Source organism: Burkholderia ubonensis subsp. mesacidophila, assembly GCF_002097715.1.
GTDB classification, from domain to species: Bacteria; Pseudomonadota; Gammaproteobacteria; order Burkholderiales; family Burkholderiaceae; genus Burkholderia; species Burkholderia mesacidophila.
In genome coordinates this window covers 1,932,151-1,954,466 of sequence record NZ_CP020738.1, presented here as the reverse complement: position 1 = coordinate 1,954,466, position 22,316 = coordinate 1,932,151, and the positions used below count along the sequence as shown (strand labels likewise).

The following is a 22,316-nucleotide window of genomic DNA, read 5'->3' as shown; positions in this document are numbered from 1 at the left end:
GAGCGGCGTCCCGGCGGGACTTCCGCCGGCCGCCGCGCGGGCGGCCGACGCTTTCAATATAGATCGGCGGCATGCGCCGCAGTGCGCGCCGCATCCTACGCCGCGCGCCGGGCGGCAGCGTCGGTATCGGCATCGGCCGCGCCGGCGCACGCCGCGGCTTCGCCGATCGCCGCGCCGACCAGGATCACCGCCGGGCTGCCGAGCCCGGCCTGCGCGACGCCCTGGGCCAGCGCGCCGAGCGTGCCGGTCCAGCGGCGCTCGGCGGGCGTGCCCGCCCATTGCACGGCCGCGGCCGGCGTCGACGCGGGCAGCGCGGCGAGCAGGCCGGCCGCGATCCGCTCGATGCGGGTCATGCCCATGTAGATCGCGAGCGTCGTGCCGGTTGCCGCGAGGCGCGGCCAGTCGGGCTCGCCGTGGTCCTGCAGGTGCGCGGTGACGAACGTGACGCCCTGGCAGTGGTCGCGGTGCGTGAGCGACACGCCGAGGCTCGCGGCCGCCGCGAAGCCGGATGAGATGCCGTTGACGATCTCGACGGGAATCGCCGCGTCGCGCAGCGTCTTCAGTTCCTCGCCGGCGCGGCCGAACAGCAGCGCCTCGCCGCCCTTGACGCGCACGACGTGCGCGCCGCGCAGCGCGTAGCGGCGCATCAGCCGCTCGATGAACGCCTGCGGCGTCGAGCGGCAGCCGCCGCGCTTGCCGACGCGCACGACGCGCGCCTGGGGCGCGAGCGTGACGATCTCCGGGTTGACCAGATCGTCGAGCAGCAGCACGTCGGCGGCGGCGAGCGCCTTCACGGCCTTCAGCGTCAGCAGGTCGAGATCGCCGGGGCCGGCGCCGAGCAGGGTGACCTTGCCAGTCGTCATGATGCGTTCCATTGCCACGCGTGCGTGGCGGTCGATTGCGTAGCGGGTTCCGCTACGGTCCCGGTGCGGCGGCCCGCAGGCGCGCCGTCGAAGCGACAACGGCGTCCGCCCATGCCGCCCATGTGTCGGGCACGGAGGGACGCCGTTGTCCGGATGCGTTCCCGTCCGTGACGGCGGGCGCGCGCGTTGCGAGTACCGCACACCGGCGCCATTGCCGATGTCTGCCAACTGTTCAGCAATATCCGGGCCAGCCTTTGAACGCGGCGCGTTCCGCATCGCGCCCCGCCGCGCATGTCCGCCGCATGCGCATGCCGGCCGAGTGCGTGCGTGCCGGTGCGATGCCGCAAGCCTGTGCGCCATTCACCACGAGCGTGCACCGTGATGCCGCACGGCGACAGTGCTGCATCGCACCACAACTGTGCCTCGCTGCATCACGACGCGTCGCTGATCTGGCGCAAAGAGCGGCCCGGAACCGCTTGAACACGCCGCCAGCCGTCATACGATGGGATTCAGCCCGAGTTGGCACGGGGCTTGCGTTATGTCGATCGAGCCAATCAACGGCGATTGGCCCGCAGCACCGATTACCGACATGCCCGGCAACGGGCTCCCTGGGCAACGGCGTCCTACGCATCGGGTCTCGACACGAGACCGGATTCGCAGGACGCCGTTTTTGTTTGGTGAATGAGATATGTCCGACAAAGCTACCCGCATCGATCTCTTCAGTTTCGGCAGCGCGCCGATGCGTGCGTTCCATCTGACGTGGATGGCGTTTTTCGTCTGCTTCTTCGCGTGGTTCGCGTGCGCGCCGCTGATGCCGCTGATCGCGCGCGAATTCCACCTGAGCGCCACGCAGGTCGCGAACATCAACATCGCCGCGGTGGCCGCGACGATCGTCGTGCGGCTGGTCGTCGGCCCGTTGTGCGACCGCTTCGGCCCGCGCCGCGTCTATGCGGGGCTGCTCGCGATCGGCGCGATTCCGGTGATCGCGGTCGCGTTCAGCCACGACTACCTGACGCTCCTGATCTGCCGGCTCGGCATCGGCGCGGTCGGCGCGAGCTTCGTGATCACGCAGTACCACACGTCGGTGATGTTCGCGCCGAACGTCGTCGGCACCGCGAACGCGACGTCGGCCGGCTGGGGCAACGCCGGCGCGGGCGCGGCGCAGGCGTGCCTGCCGCTGCTCGTCGCGGCCGCGATGCTGCTCGGCTTCGGCGACGCGTCCGCGTGGCGCGTCGCGCTCGTCGTGCCGGGCATCGCGATGCTCGTGATGGCGTGGGTGTACGGGCGCTTCACGCAGGACTGCCCGCAAGGCGACTTCATCGCGCTGCGTAAACAGGGCGTGACGATCGACAGCGGCAAGAAGGGCAGCTGGGCCAGCTTCTTCGCGGCGTGCGCGAACTATCGCGTATGGATGCTGTTCGTCACGTACGGCGCGTGCTTCGGCGTCGAGGTGTTCATCCACAACATCGCCGCGCTTTATTACGTCGACCATTTCAACCTGTCGCTGAAGGACGCGGGGCTCGCCGCCGGCCTGTTCGGCCTGCTCGCGCTGTTCGCCCGCGCGCTCGGCGGCTGGCTGTCGGACAAGGTCGCCGCGCGCCGCAGCCTCGACGTGCGCGCGACGCTGCTGTGCGCGCTGATGATCGGCGAAGGGCTCGGCCTGATCTGGTTCTCGCATGCGAACAGCATCGGAATCGCGCTGGCCGCGATGCTGACCTTCGGCCTCTTCACGCACATGGCGTGCGGCGCGACCTACGCGCTCGTGCCGTTCATCGACCGCAAGGCGCTCGGCGGCGTCGCGGGCATCGTCGGCGCGGGCGGCAACGTGGGCGCGGTCGCGGCGGGCTTCCTGCTGAAGGGCATCGGCGACGTGCAGCACACGCTGAGCCTGCTCGGGCTCGTCGTCACCGCGTCGGCGCTGTGCGCGATGGCGGTGCGCTTCAGCGAAGAACACAAGGCCCGCGAGGCGGCGCTGCGCGAACGCGCGCTCGCCGCGAGCGGCGTCGCAAACTGAGTGAACGTTCCGAGGATAACCATCATGAAACTCATCGTCATCGGTCACGGCATGGTCGGTCACAAGCTGCTCGAGTGCATCGCGGCGCAAGTCGCCGGCGCGCCGCAGGTGACCGTGCTCGGCGAGGAGCCGCGCCCCGCGTACGATCGCGTGCACCTGTCCGAATTCTTCTCGGGCAAGTCGGCGGACGACCTGTCGCTCGTCGCGCCGGGCTTCTTCGAGCAGCACCCGCAGTTCGACCTGCGCCTGAACGCGCAGGTCGCGTCGATCGACCGCGACGCGCATACGGTCACGCTGGCGTCGGGCGAGACGCTCGCGTACGACAAGCTCGTGCTCGCGACCGGCTCGCGGCCGTTCGTGCCGCAGGTGCCGGGCCGCGAGCGCGCGGACTGCTTCGTGTACCGCACGATCGAGGACCTCGAGGCGATGCAGGCGTGCGGCGCGCACGCGAAGCGCGGCGTCGTGGTCGGCGGCGGGCTGCTGGGCCTCGAATGCGCGAAGGCGCTGCGCGACCTGGGGCTCGACACGCACGTCGTCGAATTCGCGCCGCGCCTGATGGCCGTGCAGGTCGACGACGGCGGCGGCCGGATGCTGCGCGCGAAGATCGAGGCGCTCGGCGTGACGGTGCATACCGGCAAGAACACGCTCGAGATCGTCGACGGCGAGGAAGGCACGCACCGGATGAAGTTCGCAGACGGCTCGCACCTCGACACCGACATGATCGTGTTCTCGGCCGGCATTCGCGCGCGCGACGAGCTGGCGCGCGCGTGCGGGCTCGACCTCGGCCCGCGCGGCGGCGTCGCGATCGACGACGCCTGCCGCACGAGCGACCCGGACATCTATGCGATCGGCGAATGCGCGGCGTGGAACGGCATGGTGTACGGCCTCGTCGCGCCGGGCTACGACATGGCGCGGGTAGTCGCGAAGCAGCTGGCGGGCGAAGCCGCGGCGTTCGCGGGCGCGGACATGAGCACGAAGCTGAAGCTGATGGGCGTCGACGTCGCGAGCATCGGCGACGCGCACGGCGCGACGGCCGGCAGCCGCACCTACCAGTACGCCGACGAGCGCAAGCAGGTGTACAAGAAGCTCGTCGTATCCGACTGCGGCAAGTTCCTGCAAGGCGCGGTGATGGTTGGCGACGCGGCCGAATACGGCACGCTGCTGCAGATGATGCTGAACCGCATCGAGCTGCCCGAGTCGCCGGAATTCCTGATCCTGCCGTCGTCGGACGGCGCGGCCAAGCCGGCGCTCGGCGTCGACGCGCTGCCGGCGCTCGCGCAGATCTGCTCGTGCAACAACGTGTCGAAGTCGCAGATCTGCGCGGCGGTCGGCGACGGCGCGACGAGCATCGCCGCGATGAAGTCGTGCACCGGAGCGGGCACGTCGTGCGGCGGCTGCGTGCCGCTCGTCACGCAGATCATGAAGGCCGAGATGAAGAAGAACGGCCTCGCGGTCAACAACCACATCTGCGAGCACTTCCCGTATTCGCGCCAGGAGCTGTTCCACCTGATCCGTGTCGAGCGCATCCAGACCTTCGGCGAACTGCTCGCGAAGCATGGCCACGGCCTCGGCTGCGACGTCTGCAAGCCGGCGGTCGCGGGCATCCTCGCGTCGTGCTTCAACGAGTTCGTGCTGAAGAAGGAGCACGCGGCCCTGCAGGATTCGAACGACTACTACCTCGCGAACATCCAGCGCGACGGCACGTACTCGGTCGTGCCGCGCATGCCGGGCGGCGAGGTGACGCCGGAAGGGCTGATCGCGGTCGGCCAGGTCGCGAAGAAATACGGCCTCTACACGAAGATCACGGGCGGCCAGCGGGTCGACCTGTTCGGCGCGCGCGTCGAGCAGCTGCCGCTGATCTGGGAGGAGCTGATCGCCGCGGGCTTCGAGTCGGGGCATGCGTACGGCAAGTCGCTGCGCACCGTGAAGTCGTGCGTCGGCTCGACGTGGTGCCGCTACGGCGTCGACGATTCGGTCGGCCTCGCGATCGACCTCGAGAACCGCTACAAGGGCCTGCGCGCGCCGCACAAGCTGAAGTTCGGCGTGTCGGGCTGCACCCGCGAATGCGCGGAAGCGCAGGGCAAGGACGTCGGCATCATCGCCACCGAGAAGGGCTGGAACCTGTACGTGTGCGGCAACGGCGGCATGAAGCCGCGCCACGCGGAACTGCTCGCGGCGGACCTCGACCGCGCCACGCTGATCCGCTACGTCGACCGCTTCCTGATGTTCTACATCCGCACCGCGGACCGGCTGCAGCGCACGAGCGTATGGCGCGACAACCTCGAAGGCGGGCTCGACTACCTGATCGACGTCGTCGTGCACGACAAGCTCGGGCTCGCGGCCGAACTCGAGGCCGACATGCAGCACGTGGTCGACACCTACGAGTGCGAGTGGAAGAAGGCCGTCACCGATCCGGACACGCGCAAGCGCTTCCGCCACTTCGTGAACAGCGACGCGCCGGACGCGAACATCGCATTCGTCGAGACGCGCGGCCAGATCCGCCCCGCGACGCCCGACGAGCGCGTGCGCGGCAAGCCGGTCGAGATCCCGGTGGTGGTCGAGACCGAAACCGTTTGAGCGGTAGTTAACGTCACCTTCATCGTCAGCAAGGAGAACGTCATGAGCAACGATCGTATTCCCGTGTCCTGGACCCCCGTGTGCGCGCTCGACGAGATCGTGCCGAACACCGGCGTGTGCGCGCTCGTCAACGGCGAGCAGGTTGCCGTGTTCCACGTCGCGCATGCGGACGGCGGCGTGTTCGCGATCGGCAACGTCGATCCGGCGTCGCACGCGGCGGTGATGTCGCGCGGGCTGATCGGCAATCTCGGCGAGCGGATCGTCGTCGCGTCGCCGCTGTACAAGCATCACTTCGACCTGCGCACCGGCGAATGCCTCGAAGTGCCGGAACAGTCGGTGAGCACCTATGCGTCGCGCGTCGAGGACGGCTTCGTGTGGGTCGCGGGCTGACGGACCCGGAGCGAACATGACCGCCACGAACGTGAAGAGCGTGTGCCCGTACTGCGGCGTCGGCTGCGGGATGGTGCTGCACGTCGAGGACGGCGAGGTCGTCAAGGTGTCCGGCGACCCCGACCATCCGACCAACTTCGGGCGGCTCTGCACGAAGGGTTCGTCGGCGCACGTCGCGCTGCGCCAGTCCGGGCGGCTCGAACGCGCGTTCGTGCGCAGTTCGCGCGAGGACGACCTCGTGCCGCTGCCGGTGGCCGACGCGATCGGCGAAACCGGGCGCCGCCTGCGCGCGGTGCTCGATGCGCACGGCCCGGACGCGCTGTCGTTCTACGTGTCCGGCCAGATGTCGATCGAGGCGCAATACCTGATCAACAAGCTCGCGAAGGGCTTCGTCGGCACCAACCAGATCGAGTCGAACTCGCGCCTCTGCATGGCGAGCGCGAGCAGCGGCTACAAGCTGTCGCTCGGCGCGGACGGCCCGCCCGGGTCGTACGAGGATTTCGATCGCGCGGACCTGTTCTTCGTGATCGGCGCGAACATGGCGGACTGCCACCCGATCCTGTTCCTGCGGATGATGGACCGCGTGAAGGCCGGCGCGAAGCTGATCGTCGTCGATCCGCGCCGCACCGGCACCGCGGACAAGGCGGACCTGTACCTGCCGATCCGCGCGGGCACCGATCTCGCGCTGATGAACGGCCTGCTGCACCTGCTGCACGCGAACGGCAGGACCGACGCCGCGTTCATCGCCGAGTTCACCGAAGGATGGGACGCGATGCCGGCGTTCCTCGCCGACTACACGCCGGAGAAGGTCGCGGAGATCACGGGGCTGGCCGAGGCCGACATCCGGCTTGCCGCGCAGTGGATCGGCGACGCGCCGGAGTGGATGAGCTGCTGGACGATGGGGCTCAACCAGAGCACCCACGGCGTGTGGAACACCAATGCGATCTGCAACCTGCACCTCGCAACCGGCAAGCTGTGCCGGCCCGGCAGCGGGCCGTTCTCGCTGACCGGCCAGCCGAACGCGATGGGCGGGCGCGAGATGGGCTACATGGGGCCGGGGCTGCCGGGCCAGCGCTCGGTGCTGTCGGACGCGGACCGGCAGTTCGTCGAGGACCTGTGGCAGGTGCCGCGCGGCACGCTGCGCACGCAAACCGGCCACGGCACCGTCGACCTGTTCGAACGGATGGCGGCCGGTGACGTCAAGGCGTGCTGGATCATCTGCACGAACCCGGTCGCGACGGTCCCGAACCGGCAGAACGCGATCGCCGGCCTGCAGGCGGCCGAGCTCGTGATCGCGCAGGACGCGTTCCTCGACACCGAAACCAACCGCTACGCGGATATCCTGCTGCCGGGCGCGCTGTGGGCCGAGGGCGAAGGGGTGATGGTCAACTCCGAGCGCAACCTGACGCTGATGCGGCAGGCGATCGAGCCGCCCGGCGAAGCGCTGCCGGATTGGCAGATCGTCGCCGGGGTCGCGCGCGCGATGGGGTTCGGCGACGCGTTCGCTTACGCGTCGGCCGCCGACGTGTTCGACGAGATCGTCCGCTTCTCGAATCCGGCGACCGGCTACGACCTGCGCGGCGCGAGCCACGCGGCGCTCGCCGCTGCGCCGCTGCAGTGGCCGTGCGCGCCGGGCGCCCCGGCCCTGGTACGCGACCGCAATCCGGTTCGCTACCTGAACGACGGCGTGAGCCAGACGCTGCGCACCGCGGCGGACGGCCGCGCGCCGCGCCTCGCATTCCCGACGCCGTCGGGCAAGGCGCAATTCCTCGCGCGGCCGCACGTCGCGCCGGCCGAGCTGCCCGACCGCGAATTCCCGATCGTGCTGAACACCGGGCGGCTGCAGCACCAGTGGCACACGATGACGAAGACGGGCAAGGTCGCGATGCTCAACAAGCTGAACCCGCGCCCGTTCGTCGAAATCCATCCGGACGATGCATGCGCGCTCGGCATCGCCGCGAAAGACAGCGTCGAGATCCGCTCGCGGCGCGGGCGCGCGGTGCTGCCGGCGGTCGTGACCGACCGCGTGCAGCCCGGCAACTGCTTCGCGCCGATGCACTGGAACGACGTGTACGGCGACGACCTGTGCATCAACGCGGTCACGAGCGACGCGATCGACCCGGTTTCGCAGCAACCCGAACTGAAATATTGCGCGGTCGCGCTGAGCCGGGTCGCCGCGGCGAGCGCCGGTCACGCGGACGACGACACCCCGCAGCGCGGCACGGCCGACGCGCCCGCCCGGCCGGAGCCGGTCGCCGCGCACGGCGCCCCTGCGTTCGAGGAACTCGACATGGCTGACATCGATACTTTCGCCGCCGCGCTCGGCATTGCCGACACGGCGCCGCCGGCGCTTTCCGACGCGGAGCGCCAGTACGTCGCGGGCTTCGTCAGCGGCATGCGCAGCGACGCGGGCCGCCGCGCGGGCGGCGTGCCCGTGCTGCCGGCGAGCGCGCCGCTCGCCGCGCCGACGCGCCGGTGGCTCGACGGGATGCTCGCCGGGCTGTTCAGCCGCGCGCTGCCCGCGCAGGGCGCGGCCGCGCCGCCGGCGAGCGAGCACGCCGACGCGGCCGCGCCGGGCGGCGTGCGGATCGTGCGCACGCGGCCGAAGGTCGTGCTGCTGTGGGCGTCGCAGACCGGCAACATCGAATCGCTGACCGAGGAATACGCGACGCAGCTGATGAACGCGGGCTTCGAGATCCGCACGACCTGCATGTCCGACTACCCGCTCGCGTCGCTCGCGAAGGCGCAATACGTGCTGCTGATGACGAGCACCTTCGGCGACGGCGATCCGCCCGACAACGGCAGCGAGTTCTGGGACGCGCTGCGCTCCGAAGGCGCGGCGCGCCTCGACGGCGTGCACTTCGCGGTGCTCGCGTTCGGCGACCGCAACTACGACCAGTTCTGCGGCCACGGCCGCCAGCTCGACGCGCGGTTTGCCGAGCTGGGCGCGAAGCGGCTGTCGCCGCGCGTCGATTGCGACGTCGAGTTCCAGGCCGACGCCGACCGCTGGCTCGAGCGCGTCGTCGCGCGCATCAAGGAGGAGGACGCGGCGCTGCACGCGGTGCCGGCGGAGGGGATGATCCCGTCGGGCGCGCTGCCGACCAAGGCGCATCCGGCGCCGTCGCGGCTCGTCGCGAACCTGCGCCTGAACCACGCGGGCGCGGCGAAGGACACGCGCTACGTGTCGCTGTCGACCGAGGGCGCGAACCTCGAATACGAAGCCGGCGACGCGCTCGGCGTGTGGCCGACCAACTGCCCGGCGCTGGTCGACGAGCTGCTCGACCTCACCGCGCTGAAGGCCGACACGCTCGTGACGGTCGGCGGCGTCGGCGAAGTGCGGCTCGGCGACGCGCTCGCGCGTCACCTCGACATCACGCGCCCGCATCCGGATACGCTCGCGTTCATCGCGTCGCGCAGCGCGAACGGCGCGCTCGGCGCGCTGCTCGCCGACGAGCGCAAGGCCGACCTGAAGCACTGGCTGTGGGGGCAGCAGCTCGCCGACGTGCTGCACGAATACCCGGTCGAGCTGTCGGGCGCGGAGCTCGTCGGCATGCTCAAGCGCATGCAGCCGCGCCTGTACTCGATCGCGTCGAGCCCGAAGGCACATCGCGACGAGATCCACCTGACGGTGTCCGCGGTGCGCTTCCACAACGGCCGGCGCGCGCGCAAGGGCGTTGCGTCGACGTTCCTCGCGGATCGCGCGGAAGACGGCCGCGTGCCGGTGTTCGTGCAGAAGTCCGCGCATTTCCGGCCGCCGGCGAGCGGCGACGCGCCGATCGTGATGGTCGGCCCGGGCACCGGCATCGCGCCGTTCCGCGGCTTCCTGCACGAGCGCCAGGCGCGCGGCGCGCGCGGCCGCAACTGGCTGTTCTTCGGCGAGCAGCACGCGCAGACCGATTTCTATTACCGCGACGAGCTGACCGCGATGCGCGACGACGGCTTCCTGACGCGGCTCGATCTCGCGTTCTCGCGCGACCAGGCGGAGAAGGTCTACGTGCAGGACCGGATGCGCGAGCACGGCGCCGAGCTGTTCGCGTGGCTGGAGGAGGGCGCGCATTTCTACGTGTGCGGCGACGCCGCGCGGATGGCGAAGGACGTCGACTCAGCGCTGAAGGCGGTGGTCGCCGCGCACGGCGGGATGTCGGACGACAAGGCGGGCGAGTACGTCGCGCGGCTGGCGAAGGAGCGGCGGTACGTGCGGGACGTGTACTGATGCGCGTTCCGCTCGCCGAAGCGGCTCAGTGGAAGAACAGTTCCCGCATGCCGAAGGTGTGATGCGCTTCGGCGGCCATCAGCACCAGCAGCACCAGCAGGCACAGGGGCGGTATCAGGATGGCGTACACCAGCGCCAGCCGCTCCCACATCATGTGCATGAAGATCGACACGATCAGCCCGGCCTTGGCGAGCATGAGCACGACGATCAGCGCCCAGCGCATCAGGCCCTGCACGCGGAAGTAATCCACCAGGTACGACATCGTGCTCAGTACGAACAGCAGGCCCCAGATCTTCAGGTAGATGCCGATCGGATGCTGCTGGCCGTGCGCGGCGTCGGGTCGATGGGCGGGATCGGTGTGGTCCATGGCCTGTGCCTCACCACAAATAGAACAGCGCGAAGATGAACACCCACACCAGGTCGACGAAGTGCCAATACAGGCCGGCAATCTCGACGATCTGGAAGTTGCCGTGCTCGGTGAACCCCGGCTGCAGGATCTTGCGTGCGATCAGCAGCAGGTAGATCACGCCGCAGGTCACGTGAAAGCCGTGGAACCCGGTGATCATGAAGAAGCACGCGCCGAACTGCGCCGCGCCCAGCGGGTTGCCCCAGGGGCGGATGCCTTCATGGACGATCAGCTTGGTCCATTCGAAGGCCTGCATCGACACGAAGCTCGCGCCCAGCAGCGCGGTCGCCAGCAACAGCGCGGCGGCGCGCCTTGCGTTGCGCCGGTAGCCGAAGTTGACGGCCATCGCCATGGTGCCGCTGCTGGTGATCAGGATGAACGTCATGATGGCGATCAGCAGCAACGGCACATCCACGCCGCCCACCGTGAGCCCGAACACCTTGGACGTGTCGGGCCACGGCGCCGTGGTCGACATGCGCACCGACATGTAGCCGATCAGGAAGCTGCTGAAGACGAAGGTGTCCGACAGCAGGAAGATCCACATCATCGCCTTGCCCCACGGCACCTTGAAGGCTTCGCGGTCGGCCGACCAGTCCGTGACGATGCCGCGCCAGCCGTCGGGCCCGGCGTCGGCGGGCGGGGGGGGGGCGAGGATTCGGTGGGGAGCGTGGGCGTGGTCATGGCGCGGCTCCATACAGCGGCCCGCAGATGGCGGCGACGATCCCGGGGGTGAGCCACCACATCGCCGCCAGCAGCACGAGCCAGACCGCCAGCAGGAAATGCCAGTAGAGGGCGCACAGCGCGATGGCGCGCTGGGCCCGGAACGGGTCCGCGCGCCGGAGCTGCGCGATCGTCACGGCCCAGCCCGCCAGCCCGCCCAGCACATGCAGCCCGTGCAGGCCGGTGAGCAGGTAGAGGAAGCTATTGGACGGATTGACGGCGACGGTCAGCCCGGCCGCCGACAGCATGCGCCAGGCGGTCAGTTGCCCGATCACGAACACGGCCGCCAGCACGCCGCCGCACACCAGCCACGCCGCGCGATGCAAGGTCAGTCGCCGGGCGCGCTGCATGGCAACGCTGGCCAGCGCCAGCGCGCCGGTGTTCCACCACAGCAACGCCGGATGCGGGATCGGCTGCCAGTCGGGCTCGCGCATGCGCATGGCATAGGCGAGCAGCAGCAGCGAAAACAAGGTCGTCGCCACCGCCATGAAGACGATCAGGCCGATGCGGCTCGCATTCGGCAGCACCGGCGGCGTGTCAGGACCGAAGGGGCGGGGCAGGGTGGTCATTCGCGTGCCTCGCCGGGTTGGAGCGTCGGGTGGGCAGGTTCAGGCGCCGTCGCAGGCGGCTGGTTTTGCGGGATGAAGTCTTCGTCGTGCCCCGGCGGGCTGTATTCGTACGCCCAGCGGTACACGACAGGCGGCGCGGCGCCCCAGTTGCCGTGCACCGGCGGCGTTTGCGGCGTCTGCCATTCCAGCGTGGTGGCCCGCCACGGGTTGCCGTCGGCGTGCTTGCCGCGCGCGAGGCTCCACGCCAGGTTGTACAGGAACAGCAGCTGCGCCACCGCGACGATCAGCGCAATGACGGTGATGAACGTGTTGAGCGTCTGCGCCGAGTGTGGAATGAAGCTGTAGCCCTCATACGCGTAATACCGCCGCGGCATGCCCAGGATGCCGAGATAGTGCATCGGGAAGTAGATCGCATAAGTGCCGACGAAGGTGACCCAGAAGTGCGTGCGCCCGAGCCTGTCGTCGAGCATGCGGCCCGTCACCTTCGGATACCAGTGGTAGATGCCGCCGAACACCACCAGGATCGGCGACACGGCCATCACCATATGGAAGTGCGCGACCACGAAGTACGTATTCGACAGCGGAATGTCCACGCTCACGTTGCCGAGGTAGAGCCCGGTCAGCCCGCCCAGGACGAAGGTGCTGATGAAGCCGATCGCAAACAGCATCGGCACGGTCAGGTGGATGTCGCCGCGCCACAGCGTCAGCACCCAGTTGTAGACCTTGAGGGCGGTCGGGACGGCGATGACGAGCGTGGTGGTGGCAAAGAAGAAGCCGAAATACGGATTCATGCCGGCGACGAACATGTGGTGCGCCCAGACCACGAAGCTCAGCACGCCGATGATGACGATGGCCCACACCATCATCCTGTAGCCGAAGATGCTCTTGCGCGCGTGCGTGCTGATGAGGTCCGACGCGATGCCGAAGGCCGGCAGCGCGACGATGTAGACCTCCGGATGCCCGAAGAACCAGAACAGGTGCTGGAACAGCAGCGGGCTGCCGCCGGCATGCTTGAGCGTCTGCCCCATCGACACCACGGCCGGGATGAAGAAGCTGGTGCCGAGGGTCCGGTCGAGCAGCATCATCACCGCCGACACGAACAGCGCCGGAAACGCCAGCAGCGCCATGATGGTCGCGATGAAGATGCCCCACACCGTGAGCGGCATGCGCATGAGCGTCATGCCGCGCGTGCGCGCCTGCAGCGTGGTGGTGACGTAATTCAGGCCGCCCATCGTTGCCGCGACGATGAAGATCGCCAGCGACACGAGCATCAGCACGATGCCCCATTCCACGCCCGGCGTGCCCGGCAGGATGGCCTGGGGTGGATACAGCGTCCAGCCCGCGCCGGTCGGCCCGCCCGGCACGAAGAAGCTCGCCGTCAGCACCAGCACGGCCAGCAGGTAGACCCAGTAGCTCAGCATGTTGAGAAACGGGAACACCATGTCGCGCGCGCCCAGCATCAGCGGGATCAGGTAGTTGCCGAAGCCGCCCAGGAACAGCGCCGTCAGCAGGTAGATCACCATGATCATCCCGTGCATGGTGACGAACTGGTAGTAGTGGTTGGCGTCGATGAAACTGAACTTGCCCGGGAAGCCGAGCTGCAACCGCATCAGGTCCGACAACACGAGGCCGACCAGGCCGATGGCGATGGCCGTCAGCGAATACTGCACGGCGATGACCTTGTGGTCCTGGCTCCACACGTAGCGGGTCCAGAAGCTTTGCGGGGCGTGGTCGGTGTGCGCGTAGGTCATTGCGTCTGCTCCGCTAGGGCTGGGGGTTGGCTGCGCTGCTGGCCGCCGGGCCGCCTTGCGATTCGATGTAGGCCACCAGCGCGCTCAGCTCCTGCTCGCTCAGGTCGAAGTGCGGCATGATCGGCGCGAAGCCCTTCACGACGCGGGCCGTCGGGTTGCGGATGAAGGCGCGCAGATAGGCTTCGTCCACCTTCGCGGTGCTGCCGTCGGCCATCGTTTCGATCTTGCCGTACAGGCCCTTCCACGTGGGGCCCACGCGCGGACTGCCGTCCACGGTATGGCAGGCGATGCAGCCCTTGGCCGCCGCGAGCGTCTTGCCCTGGTCGGCAAGCGCCTGGGCGCTGCCGCCTGCGGCGGCCTGCACTTTGGCCTGCTGCCGCTGCTCGAACGTGCTCTGCTGCGCCAGCCAGCGCGAGAACGATGCTTCGTCTTCCACCACCACCACGCCGCGCATGCTGGAGTGCCCGATGCCGCAAAGCTGCGCGCACAGGATGTCGTAGCGCCCCGCCTTGGTCGGCGTGAACCAGAAGGTGGTCACCATGCCGGGCACCATGTTCATGCGCGCCCGGAACGGCGGGACGTAGAAGTCGTGCAGCACGTCGCGCGACCGTGTCAGGACCTGGATCGGCCGGTTGAGCGGCAGGTGCACCTCGGGCGTCTCGATCAGGTAGTTGTCGCGGCCGTTCGGGTCGCCGGGGTTCAGGCCGAACGGGTTGTCGTTGCTGATGTAGCGCACGTCCGTCGTGCCCAGCTTGCCGCCGGGGCCGGCGAAGCGGAAGCGCCATTGCCATTGCTGCCCGAGCACTTCCATCTGCAGCACGTTGCGCGGCGGCCGGATGTAGTCCGCGTAGACGAACAGACCCGGCGCCAGCAGCGCTGCCACGCCCACGGCGGTCAGGCCGATCAGCCACCATTCCAGCCGCCTGTTGTGCGGCTCGTAGGCCGCGCGATGCCCGCTGCGGTGGCGGTAGCGCACCAGTGCGATCACGATGAACAGGTTGATCGCGATGAAGAGCGCGCCGGTAATGACGATCGTGATCGTCAGCATGTCGTCCATGCGCACCCAGTTCGACGCGATCGGCGTGATCCACCAGGGACTGGCAAAGTGAAACCCCACCGCCAATACGATGATCAGGATCAGGGCAATCGCAAGCGCCATAGGCCGCCTCGTTGCGAGTCACTCGCCGGAGCCGCCGACAAGACGCGCCCGGCGGCGTCGTGCCGCCTGGCCGTACTTTCGGTACCGTCTGCGCCGGCACGTCTGCCGGGACCGCTTTGCTGAACGTTGTCAGCGGCTATAGAGAAAAGGTAGTCCTCGCCTCGGCAGCGTGCAAGGCAGCGCACGGGGGAAGTGCGCCCCATATACCGATCGCGCGAATGGAGGCGTCACTTGCTGCAATGCAAAACGGCCGCCGTCGGCATCGGTTGCCGAGGCGGCCGTTTCCCGAGCGTGCCGGTCGTTCAGCGTCACTGCATCGCGTCCTGCCTGCGCCGTGCCAGCATGCCGTAGGCGAGGGCGGTGACCACGCCGAACAGCAGGTTTGCCAACAAGGGGCCGGAACCTCGCTCCGAGACGAACCATGGGAACACGGCCGTCATCACATAGAAGTTCCACACATACGCGACGATCCCGAAGGCCAGCCCGATGACCGCCTCCATGCCCACGCTCGAATCGAAGCGGAACGGCGCAATGATCGCGCCGAGCATCAGCCCCATGATGGCGCCGAGCACGTAGTGCAGGACCAGCGCCGTCCCCACGATGCCGAAGCTGAAGACCGACATCTGTTCGAGCGCACTGCGGCCCATCACCATCGCCGCGATCTTGTGGGTCGGCTGCCACGGGCTTTCATCGAGCACCATGGTCGACCAGAAGAATTCGAGCACGATCACCAGGGCGCCGCCCGCAAGACCGGCCACGGCCGCGGCGAGCCAGTCGGGCGTGCGCCGTTCCCAATGGTGCGATTGAATGTGCAGTTCCATACGACCTCCTTGCCGGCAGTTCAACTTCAGCACTCGGGTACCGAAAGCGCCACTCGCTTGGCTTGGGCGCCGCTTGCGTCAAAAATGCGCACCTTGTCCGATTCAGAATGGCAGATATGGGTGCCAACGCAAGGTGCAAAAACCCTGCGCGTTCGAACTGGATGCGTAGTGCGCGAAGCCGGGCTTCCATCAGGCGATTCCGCCGCCCGGCCCGAAATATCTCCCCTCACTTGCATCGCGGCCCATTCAACCGACAAAAAAACCTTCCCGGTTCCCGGTATGATGCGCATCTCGCACATGCGGGGCTGCGTGATTTTGATATCCCGTTCATCCGATCGGCCTGTCCGGCGCGGCTCTGCACAACGCGAAAGAATTTGTAATATTGATTCTGTATACTTGTAATTTCTGATCCAGGCGCCGCCGATTGGCACATCGGCGGGCCGCCCAAGCAGAACAACCAGATTCTCCGCCGCCCGGTCCACCCGGCGCCGCGGCACGCTATGCACCACCGCCAATAAGTTATGTCTTCCCGCCACCCTGGTTCACCCAGCCGTGCCGCGGCATGGTTCGGCCGCGTCTCGGCACTGCTGCGCAACGAGCGCATGCTGTCGCCGCTGCTTGCGCTCGGCATCGGGCTGCTGTTGATCGTGGTCTTCCAGCACCTGTCGGCGTCCGTCGATTACCGGTCGGTGATCCGCCAGCTGCGCCACATGTCGGCCGCCGAATGGGGCGCGTCGCTCGGCGCGACCGCCCTCAGCTATCTCGGGCTGGTCGCCCGCGACGCGGTCGGCCTGCGCTACGTCGCGGCCAAGGTGCCGCGCGCGGCGCTGTGGATCGGCGCGATCGCCGGCTCGGCGCTCGGCAACGCGACCGGCTTCGGCGCGCTGACGGGCGGCGCGGTGCGCGCGCGCGTCTATGGCGTGTCCGGCGTCACGCCCGCGCAGATCGGCCGCATGACGGTGTTTACGAGCGGCACGCTCGCGCTCGCGCTGGTGCTGATGACCGCGGTCGGCATGGTCTGGGTGCCGCAGACGCTGGCCGCCATGCTGCACGTCGCGCCCGGCGCGCTCACCTGGGGCGGCGCCGCGCTGCTCGCGGTGATGGCGGCGCTGGTCGCCGCGTGCGGGCGCGTCGCGCGTCCGGTCGAGACCCGTTTCAAGTGGCTCGCGTTCGACATCCCGGCGCGGCGCGATCTCGTCGCGCAGGTCGTCTACGCGGTGCTCGACGTGGTCGCGGCCGGCCTGACGCTGTGGGTGCTGCTGCCCGCCGCGCCGGTCGGCTTCTCGAGCTTCATCACCATCTACGCGGCCGCGCTGCTGCTCGGCATGATCGGCCATACGCCGGGCGGGATCGGCGTGTTCGAGGCGGCGATGGTCTTCACGCTCGGCCGCGACGTGCCCGCGCACGAGATGGTTGCCGCGCTGATCGCGTATCGCGCGATCTACTTCGGCGTGCCGTTCGTGCTGTCGGCCGGCCTGCTCGCCGGCTTCGAGGGCCGCGCGCTGCGCCGGCGCCTCGTGACGCGGCAGGCCGCGCGCGTGTCGCAGCTCGCGCCGCTGTTCCTCAGCCTCGTGACGTTCGCCACCGGCACGATGCTCGTGATCTCGAGCGCGACGCCGGCCTTCTGGTACCGGATCGCGATCCTGCGCGGCATCGTGCCGCTGTGGGTGCTCGAAGGCTCGCAGGTGATCTGCAGCGTGCTCGGCGTCGCGCTGCTGTTCGTCGCGCGCGGGCTGCTGCGCCGGCTCGACGCGGCCTGGTGGATGACCTTCGCGCTGACGCTCGCGAGCCTCGCGCTGTCGTTCGCGAAGGGGCTCGCGTTCGTCGAGGCCGGCGTGCTCGGCGCGCTGCTGGTGCTGCTGCTCGTCAGCCGCCGCCGCTTCAACCGCCATTCGTCGCTGTTCGCGGAGCGCTTCACGATCGGCTGGTTCGTGTCGGTCGCGATGGTGCTGGCGCTCGCGGTGTGGGTGCTGTGCTTCGCGTTCCGCGACGTGCCGTACACGCGCGAGCTGTGGTCGCACTTCTCGTTCGACGCGCGCGCGCCGCGGGCGCTGCGCGCGACGCTCGCGGCCGGCGTGTTCGTCGCGATGTTCGCGCTGTGGCAGATGCTGCGGCCGGCGGCGGGCCGTTTCGTGAAGCCGGCGCCGCAGGACCTGCTCGACGCCGAGCGGATCATCCGCGCGCAGGAATGCAGCGATGCCGGCCTCGCGCTGATGGGCGACAAGAGCTTCCTGTTCTCGGAGTCGCGCGAGGCGTTCCTGATGTACGCGAAGCACGGCCGCACCTGGGCCGCGCTGCACGACCCGGTCGGCCCGCGCAGCGAATGGCCGGCGCTGATCGGCAAGTTCATCGCGCTCGCGCACAAGCACGGCGGCCGCGCGGCGTTCTACCAGGTGCGCGCGAACGCGCTGCCGCTGTATCTCGACGCGGGGCTCACGCTGATGAAGCTCGGCGAGGAGGCGCACGTCGCGCTCGACGAATTCGACCTGAAGGGCTCGCACCGCTCGCACCTGCGCTATGCGCTGCGCCGCGGCGACAAGGATGCGCTGAGCGTCGAAGTGATCGCGCCGAACGACGTGCCGGCCGCGCTGCCGGCGCTGCGCGGGATTTCCGACGGTTGGCTCGACAGCCGCGACGCGCGCGAGAAGAGCTTCTCGGTCGCGGCGTTCCACGACGGCTATCTCGCGACGCAGTCGGTGATGCTGGTGCGCCAGGCCGACAGGCCGATCGCGTTCGTCACGTTCATGACGACCGACCTCAACACCGAGGCGACGGTCGGCGTGATGCGCCATCTGCCGGAAGCGTCGCCGTACGCGATGGAGTACCTGTTCACGCAGCTCGCGCTGCACCTGAAGGAAGCGGGCTTCCGCAAGCTGAGCCTCGGCATCGCGCCGTTCTCGGGGATGGGCGCGGCGAAGATGCCGTCGCCGTGGCACCGGGTCGGGCTGATGGTGTGGCGCTTCGGCGGCCGTTTCTACAATTTCCGCGGCTTGCGCGCGTTCAAGAGCAAGTTCGAGCCGCATTGGGAGCCGCGTTATCTCGCGGCTTCGGGCTCGGTCGGCGTGTTCGTCACGCTGGCGGATCTGTCTTTGCTGGCTGGAGGTCGGCGTTCATGATGTTGAAGAATCGAATCGCGCGGGCGGTGGTCGCCTGCGCGGGAATGATGCTGGCCGGCGGCGCGTTCGCCACGCAGCCGGCTGCGGTGAAGGTGCAGACCGTGTCCGGCGGTCGCTACGGCCCGGTTACGGTGACGAAGCCGAACGGCCCGATGCGCGGCTTTGTCGTGATGTTCTCGCAAGGCAGCGGCTGGAGCGCGGCCGACCAGCAGGCCGCCGACGCGCTCGCGAAAGCCGGCGCGATGACGGTCGGCGTGGATGCCGAGCGGTATGCGGCGAACCTCGCCGCGACGCAGGAGACCTGCCACCATCTCGACGGCGACGCCGAGGCCGTCAGCCACCAGCTTGAACGGCTCGCGCAGTCGTCGCGCTATTACGCGCCGATCGTCGCGGGTGTCGGGCAGGGCGGCGCGATCGCGAAGCAGATCCTGTCGATGGCGCCGGAGAACACGATCGCCGGCATGGTGTCGGTCGAGCCGGCGGCGAAGCTCGATCCGCGCTTCAAGCCGTGCCCGCCCGATCCGACGATCGTGCGCCGCGCGATGCCGGGCTTCGTCGAAACCGCGGCGGCGGGCGATACCGCGAAGCTCGTCGCGCTCGTGAAGCCGCATCTGCGCGACGGGACGGCCGACGAGCTCGACGTGTCGGACCTGCCGCTGATCGAGCTGCCGGCCAAGGGCGGCAGCAACCTGCTCGCGATCGTGATTTCCGGCGACGGCGGCTGGCGCGATCTCGACAAGACGATCGCCGAGGCGCTGCAGCGCGACGGCGTGTCGGTCGTCGGCATCGACGCGCTGCGCTATTTCTGGAGCGAGCAGTCGCCCGCGCAGACGAGCCGCGATCTCGCGCGCGTGATGCGCACCTACATGGCGCGCTGGAACGCGACGAACGTCGCGCTGGTCGGCTACTCGTTCGGCGCGGACGTGATGCCGTTCGCGTACAACCGGCTGCCGGCCGCGCTGCGCGACAAGGTGTCGGTGATGTCGCTGCTCGGCTTCGCGCCGAGCGCGGACTTCCAGATCCGCGTGACGGGCTGGCTCGGCATGCCGGCGAGCGACAAGGCGCTGAAGGTCGCGCCGGAGATCGCGAAGGTGCCGCCGGGCATCGTGCAGTGCTTCTACGGCGAGCAGGAGAAGGAGACGATGTGCCCGGTGCTCGCGAACTCCGGCATCCAGGTGATCAAGACGCAGGGCGAACATCACTTCGGCCGCGACTATGTCGCGCTCGAAAAGCAGATTCTCTCGGCGTTCAAGAAGCAGGTGGCGGGCAACTAGCCCCTCGCGATGCCGGCGGGACGTGTGCGCGTCCCGCCGGACGTCGGGCATGCTATAGCGCCGGGTCGAGCGGCGTGATCCGGGCCAGCATCAACGTGTACTCTTCCGCCGCAATCTGGCGGAATTTCATTTTCACGACGGCTTCCGCCTGATCTTGCGGTAACGCAGGATCGGCTTTCGCATTGGCGAACAGGAGGGCGGCGGCTGCCGACACGACCTTATCGGGGTCATCGAGCCACGGTGCTTCGGCGGGCACGGCCGGCGCTACGGTCGATTCATCGGCCTGCGATTTGCCGTTGAGTGCCTGCACGAGCAGATAGATCGGCACGACGTCCGCCAGGCCGATCGGCAGCAAGTTCGACGCTTTGGGACCGAAATGCCGGCGCACGATCGCTTGCGAGCCTAGCCGCAGCGTGAAGCGAAATGGAAATCCGGTGCGGATCGACAGCGTGACGGGATCGGCCGCGGCCATCTGCTCGATCGACGTGATGCCTTCCGCATGCAGCGACGCGGTCACGAACTTCGTGACGCCGTTCAGGTTGAGCAGTTCGTCCGGCGCAGCCTGCTTCGCTTCGAATTCGGTCAGGTTGAGCGCCCCGATCCGGCGAATCGTCTTGATGATTTCGTCGACCGGCAGGATCGCCAGCGTGAACGCGATCACGACATGCGGTGTGCTGCCGGACGACGGCGCATACGCCGCGACGAGCGCGAGCGGTATCGCAAGGAAGAGGCGGAGCGAATACCAGTGCACGTCGGACACGTTGAGTGCACGACGCCGGATGCCCAGCACCGCATCGCTGACGACGTACATCAGTGCGCCGGCAACCACCGAGACGATCAGCGGGCAACCGAGTCCGAAAATGCATGTCGCCGTGTCCGACAAAGCGCAATCGCTCTTGGTACAGAGCCACGTCGCGATCGCCGTGATCGCATAGGTCACCACGAGCAGGATGACGAACGGCGGCACGAACGCCCGCAGACCGTATTGCTCGTGATAGATGTTCGCGAACAGGCGATCGCCCAGCGTCGGCCAATGTTCGGAGAACGCATTCAAACGCTGTGCGTCGCCGTTCAACACCGGGCCGCCATGATGTTCGGCGAACTGGATCGTCTGCAGCAGCCATTTCGACCAGAAGCGCTTCAGGTAGTTGTCGAGCGCGTTGTTCTTGAGGCTGTTCTGGAACTCGTCATAACGCGCATACCAGCCGAGGCACAGGAAGACGATGAGCGGTGCGCCCACGAGCACGGTGGCAATTCCGCTGACCAGGATGACCGCCCAAGGCCACTGGATCGCGCAAAACCCTTTCCAAAAACCGCTCTCGTGAATCGGTCGGTTGGTCGCAAGCGTGGCGATCGCGACACCGGCCACGTTGACGACAATCAGATAACCGCTCAGCAAATACGCGCGGCAACGCGCTGTCCAGTGACTCATCCTCACCGGGTTCTGCGGCGGCGGCCGGACCGCAAACGGCTTCGGGCTGTCCATATGCATGCTCGCGAGCGATCACGCCCGTTTCAGCGCGCGACCGGGCGAGCGGAAGGCGGGCAACAGTCACGCACCGCCGGCGATCGGCGGGACGCGTTGCTTTGCTTCGATGGAGCGAATCGGGAAAGAGACAGCGGGATCAGCCCGGCGGAGCGAGCAGATGCTTCGACGCGCGCACCGGCGGAATGCAGGAGTCGCATGCCGGCACGCGCGATCCGTCTCGGAGCGGAGCGCATGCGGCGGTGTTCGATACGCCGCGTGACGATGACTTGTCCGTGGCGAGTCCCCTGGTTGGAATGAATTCGTAAGGCGTGGTTGTCTTGACGGGCATGCGTGCGACAGGCGCGTCGTTATGCGAATCGACCGGGATTCGCCGCGCGTTCGTTCCGTAGAGTCAACCTAGGTCATGCGCCACGAATGTCAAGCTATGAGAGGATTGAATGCAGGATTGCGCCGATATTGCCGGGCAATGACATGGCTGGCCTGAGGAATGCTTGAGTGGCGCCTGAATCCTCGGTTCAGGCGTCTACAGGTGTCGTCTAGCTTTCCGACATGTCGTTCCGTCGCGAATTGGGTGCTGCCGATCGCGCATCCTGCTGATAGAAGCCGGAAAAACGCTCGAGCTGGCGCCGCGCATCTTCCGGATCGGCATCCGCGCCGAGCACCGCGCTCGAGAAGCCGGTGCGCTCCATCAGCAGCAACTGGTCGATCAGCACGTCGCCGGTCGCGCGCAGGTCGCCCGCAAACCCGAAGCGCTTGCGCAGCAGGTACGCCTGGCTGTATGCGCGGCCGTCGGTGAACGCCGGGAACTGCAGGTCGATGCGCGTCGCTTGCGCGATCTGCGCGGCATGCGGTTCGAGCTCGTCGTCGTTCGCGATCGCAAGCGTCGCGTCGCGCGTGTCGTCATCGTGTTCGGCCGGCGTCAGCAGCCGGATGCGCTGTGGTTCGTTCATTTGC

At 68.3% G+C, this 22,316-nt stretch carries 14 protein-coding genes and 1 pseudogene; 6 read left to right on the top strand and 9 right to left on the bottom strand.

Translation table 11 applies throughout. The features are described from left to right. Positions 1–95 precede the first annotated feature (95 nt). A complete protein-coding gene (gene cobA / locus B7P44_RS26155; RefSeq protein WP_084910031.1) occupies positions 96–863 on the bottom strand; it encodes a uroporphyrinogen-III C-methyltransferase in 768 nt (255 codons plus the stop codon). 688 nt (positions 864–1,551) lie between these two features. On the opposite strand from cobA, the gene B7P44_RS26150 reads away from it, so the two are divergent. Genes B7P44_RS26150 through B7P44_RS26135 form a run of 4 tightly spaced genes read left to right on the top strand, consistent with a single transcriptional unit; the run spans position 1,552 to position 10,057 of the window. Continuing rightward, positions 1,552–2,877 carry an MFS transporter gene (locus tag B7P44_RS26150; protein ID WP_084908824.1) on the top strand — a complete coding sequence of 442 codons (1,326 nt, stop codon included), beginning with the start codon at positions 1,552–1,554 and terminating at the stop codon, positions 2,875–2,877. Between the two features lie 24 nt (positions 2,878–2,901). Continuing rightward, positions 2,902–5,454 (top strand): nitrite reductase large subunit NirB, encoded by a 2,553-nt coding sequence (gene nirB, locus B7P44_RS26145; protein WP_084908823.1) that lies wholly within the window; start codon positions 2,902–2,904, stop codon positions 5,452–5,454. Between the two features lie 42 nt (positions 5,455–5,496). Next, the gene (gene nirD / locus B7P44_RS26140) at positions 5,497–5,844 is read left to right on the top strand and encodes a nitrite reductase small subunit NirD (RefSeq protein ID WP_059483922.1); all 348 of its coding nucleotides are present in this window, start codon (positions 5,497–5,499) and stop codon (positions 5,842–5,844) included. A 16-nt stretch (positions 5,845–5,860) separates the two neighbouring features. Further along, positions 5,861–10,057 (top strand): bifunctional nitrate reductase/sulfite reductase flavoprotein subunit alpha, encoded by a 4,197-nt coding sequence (locus tag B7P44_RS26135; protein WP_084908822.1) that lies wholly within the window; start codon positions 5,861–5,863, stop codon positions 10,055–10,057. Between the two features lie 25 nt (positions 10,058–10,082). Here the strand turns inward: B7P44_RS26135 and B7P44_RS26130 are convergent, their stop codons facing one another. The 6 genes and pseudogenes from B7P44_RS26130 to B7P44_RS26105 form a co-directional block, all read right to left on the bottom strand. Next, entirely contained in the window at positions 10,083–10,424 is a 342-nt protein-coding gene (locus B7P44_RS26130; RefSeq protein ID WP_084908821.1) for a cytochrome C oxidase subunit IV family protein, read from the bottom strand. Positions 10,425–10,434: 10 nt separating this feature from the next. After that, positions 10,435–11,144: pseudogene (locus B7P44_RS26125) on the bottom strand (heme-copper oxidase subunit III family protein). Next, positions 11,141–11,752, bottom strand: a complete 612-nt coding sequence (locus B7P44_RS26120) for a cytochrome c oxidase subunit 3 (RefSeq protein WP_084908820.1) — start codon at positions 11,750–11,752, stop codon at positions 11,141–11,143. The pseudogene B7P44_RS26125 and the gene B7P44_RS26120 overlap by 4 nt, the downstream one beginning before the upstream one ends. Then, complete coding sequence (gene ctaD / locus B7P44_RS26115; RefSeq protein WP_084908819.1) at positions 11,749–13,503, bottom strand: cytochrome c oxidase subunit I; 1,755 nt, start codon at positions 13,501–13,503, stop codon at positions 11,749–11,751. Before ctaD ends, B7P44_RS26120 begins: the two co-directional genes overlap by 4 nt. A gap of 13 nt (positions 13,504–13,516) precedes the next feature. Further along, positions 13,517–14,662, bottom strand: coding sequence for a c-type cytochrome (locus B7P44_RS26110; protein ID WP_084908818.1), 1,146 nt, complete (start codon positions 14,660–14,662; stop codon positions 13,517–13,519). Between the two features lie 308 nt (positions 14,663–14,970). Beyond that, positions 14,971–15,483 (bottom strand): hypothetical protein, encoded by a 513-nt coding sequence (locus tag B7P44_RS26105; protein WP_084908817.1) that lies wholly within the window; start codon positions 15,481–15,483, stop codon positions 14,971–14,973. A gap of 521 nt (positions 15,484–16,004) precedes the next feature. On the opposite strand from B7P44_RS26105, the gene mprF reads away from it, so the two are divergent. Both mprF and B7P44_RS26095 read left to right on the top strand, forming a co-directional pair. Continuing rightward, the gene (mprF, locus tag B7P44_RS26100) at positions 16,005–18,599 is read left to right on the top strand and encodes a bifunctional lysylphosphatidylglycerol flippase/synthetase MprF (RefSeq protein ID WP_084908816.1); all 2,595 of its coding nucleotides are present in this window, start codon (positions 16,005–16,007) and stop codon (positions 18,597–18,599) included. Continuing rightward, entirely contained in the window at positions 18,596–19,873 is a 1,278-nt protein-coding gene (locus tag B7P44_RS26095) for a virulence factor family protein (RefSeq protein WP_084908815.1), read from the top strand. The genes mprF and B7P44_RS26095 overlap by 4 nt, the downstream gene beginning before the upstream one ends. Before the next feature lie 52 nt (positions 19,874–19,925). Here the strand turns inward: B7P44_RS26095 and B7P44_RS26090 are convergent, their stop codons facing one another. Together B7P44_RS26090 and B7P44_RS26085 are read right to left on the bottom strand one after the other, a co-directional pair. Further along, a complete protein-coding gene (locus B7P44_RS26090; RefSeq protein ID WP_231716705.1) occupies positions 19,926–21,119 on the bottom strand; it encodes a hypothetical protein in 1,194 nt (397 codons plus the stop codon). 779 nt (positions 21,120–21,898) lie between these two features. Beyond that, positions 21,899–22,312 carry a DUF934 domain-containing protein gene (locus B7P44_RS26085; protein ID WP_231716704.1) on the bottom strand — a complete coding sequence of 138 codons (414 nt, stop codon included), beginning with the start codon at positions 22,310–22,312 and terminating at the stop codon, positions 21,899–21,901. Between the last annotated feature and the right edge of the window lie 4 nt (positions 22,313–22,316).

Excerpts from the sequence above, each read along its gene's own strand:
- cobA (WP_084910031.1), bottom strand. The coding sequence starts at position 863 with ATGACGACTGGCAAGGTCACCCTGCTCGGCGCCGGCCCCGGCGATCTC.
- B7P44_RS26150 (WP_084908824.1), top strand. The coding sequence starts at position 1,552 with ATGTCCGACAAAGCTACCCGCATCGATCTCTTCAGTTTCGGCAGCGCG.
- nirB (WP_084908823.1), top strand. The coding sequence starts at position 2,902 with ATGAAACTCATCGTCATCGGTCACGGCATGGTCGGTCACAAGCTGCTC.
- nirD (WP_059483922.1), top strand. The coding sequence starts at position 5,497 with ATGAGCAACGATCGTATTCCCGTGTCCTGGACCCCCGTGTGCGCGCTC.
- B7P44_RS26135 (WP_084908822.1), top strand. The coding sequence starts at position 5,861 with ATGACCGCCACGAACGTGAAGAGCGTGTGCCCGTACTGCGGCGTCGGC.
- B7P44_RS26130 (WP_084908821.1), bottom strand. The coding sequence starts at position 10,424 with ATGGACCACACCGATCCCGCCCATCGACCCGACGCCGCGCACGGCCAG.
- B7P44_RS26120 (WP_084908820.1), bottom strand. The coding sequence starts at position 11,752 with ATGACCACCCTGCCCCGCCCCTTCGGTCCTGACACGCCGCCGGTGCTG.
- ctaD (WP_084908819.1), bottom strand. The coding sequence starts at position 13,503 with ATGACCTACGCGCACACCGACCACGCCCCGCAAAGCTTCTGGACCCGC.
- B7P44_RS26110 (WP_084908818.1), bottom strand. The coding sequence starts at position 14,662 with ATGGCGCTTGCGATTGCCCTGATCCTGATCATCGTATTGGCGGTGGGG.
- B7P44_RS26105 (WP_084908817.1), bottom strand. The coding sequence starts at position 15,483 with ATGGAACTGCACATTCAATCGCACCATTGGGAACGGCGCACGCCCGAC.
- mprF (WP_084908816.1), top strand. The coding sequence starts at position 16,005 with ATGTCTTCCCGCCACCCTGGTTCACCCAGCCGTGCCGCGGCATGGTTC.
- B7P44_RS26095 (WP_084908815.1), top strand. The coding sequence starts at position 18,596 with ATGATGTTGAAGAATCGAATCGCGCGGGCGGTGGTCGCCTGCGCGGGA.
- B7P44_RS26085 (WP_231716704.1), bottom strand. The coding sequence starts at position 22,312 with ATGAACGAACCACAGCGCATCCGGCTGCTGACGCCGGCCGAACACGAT.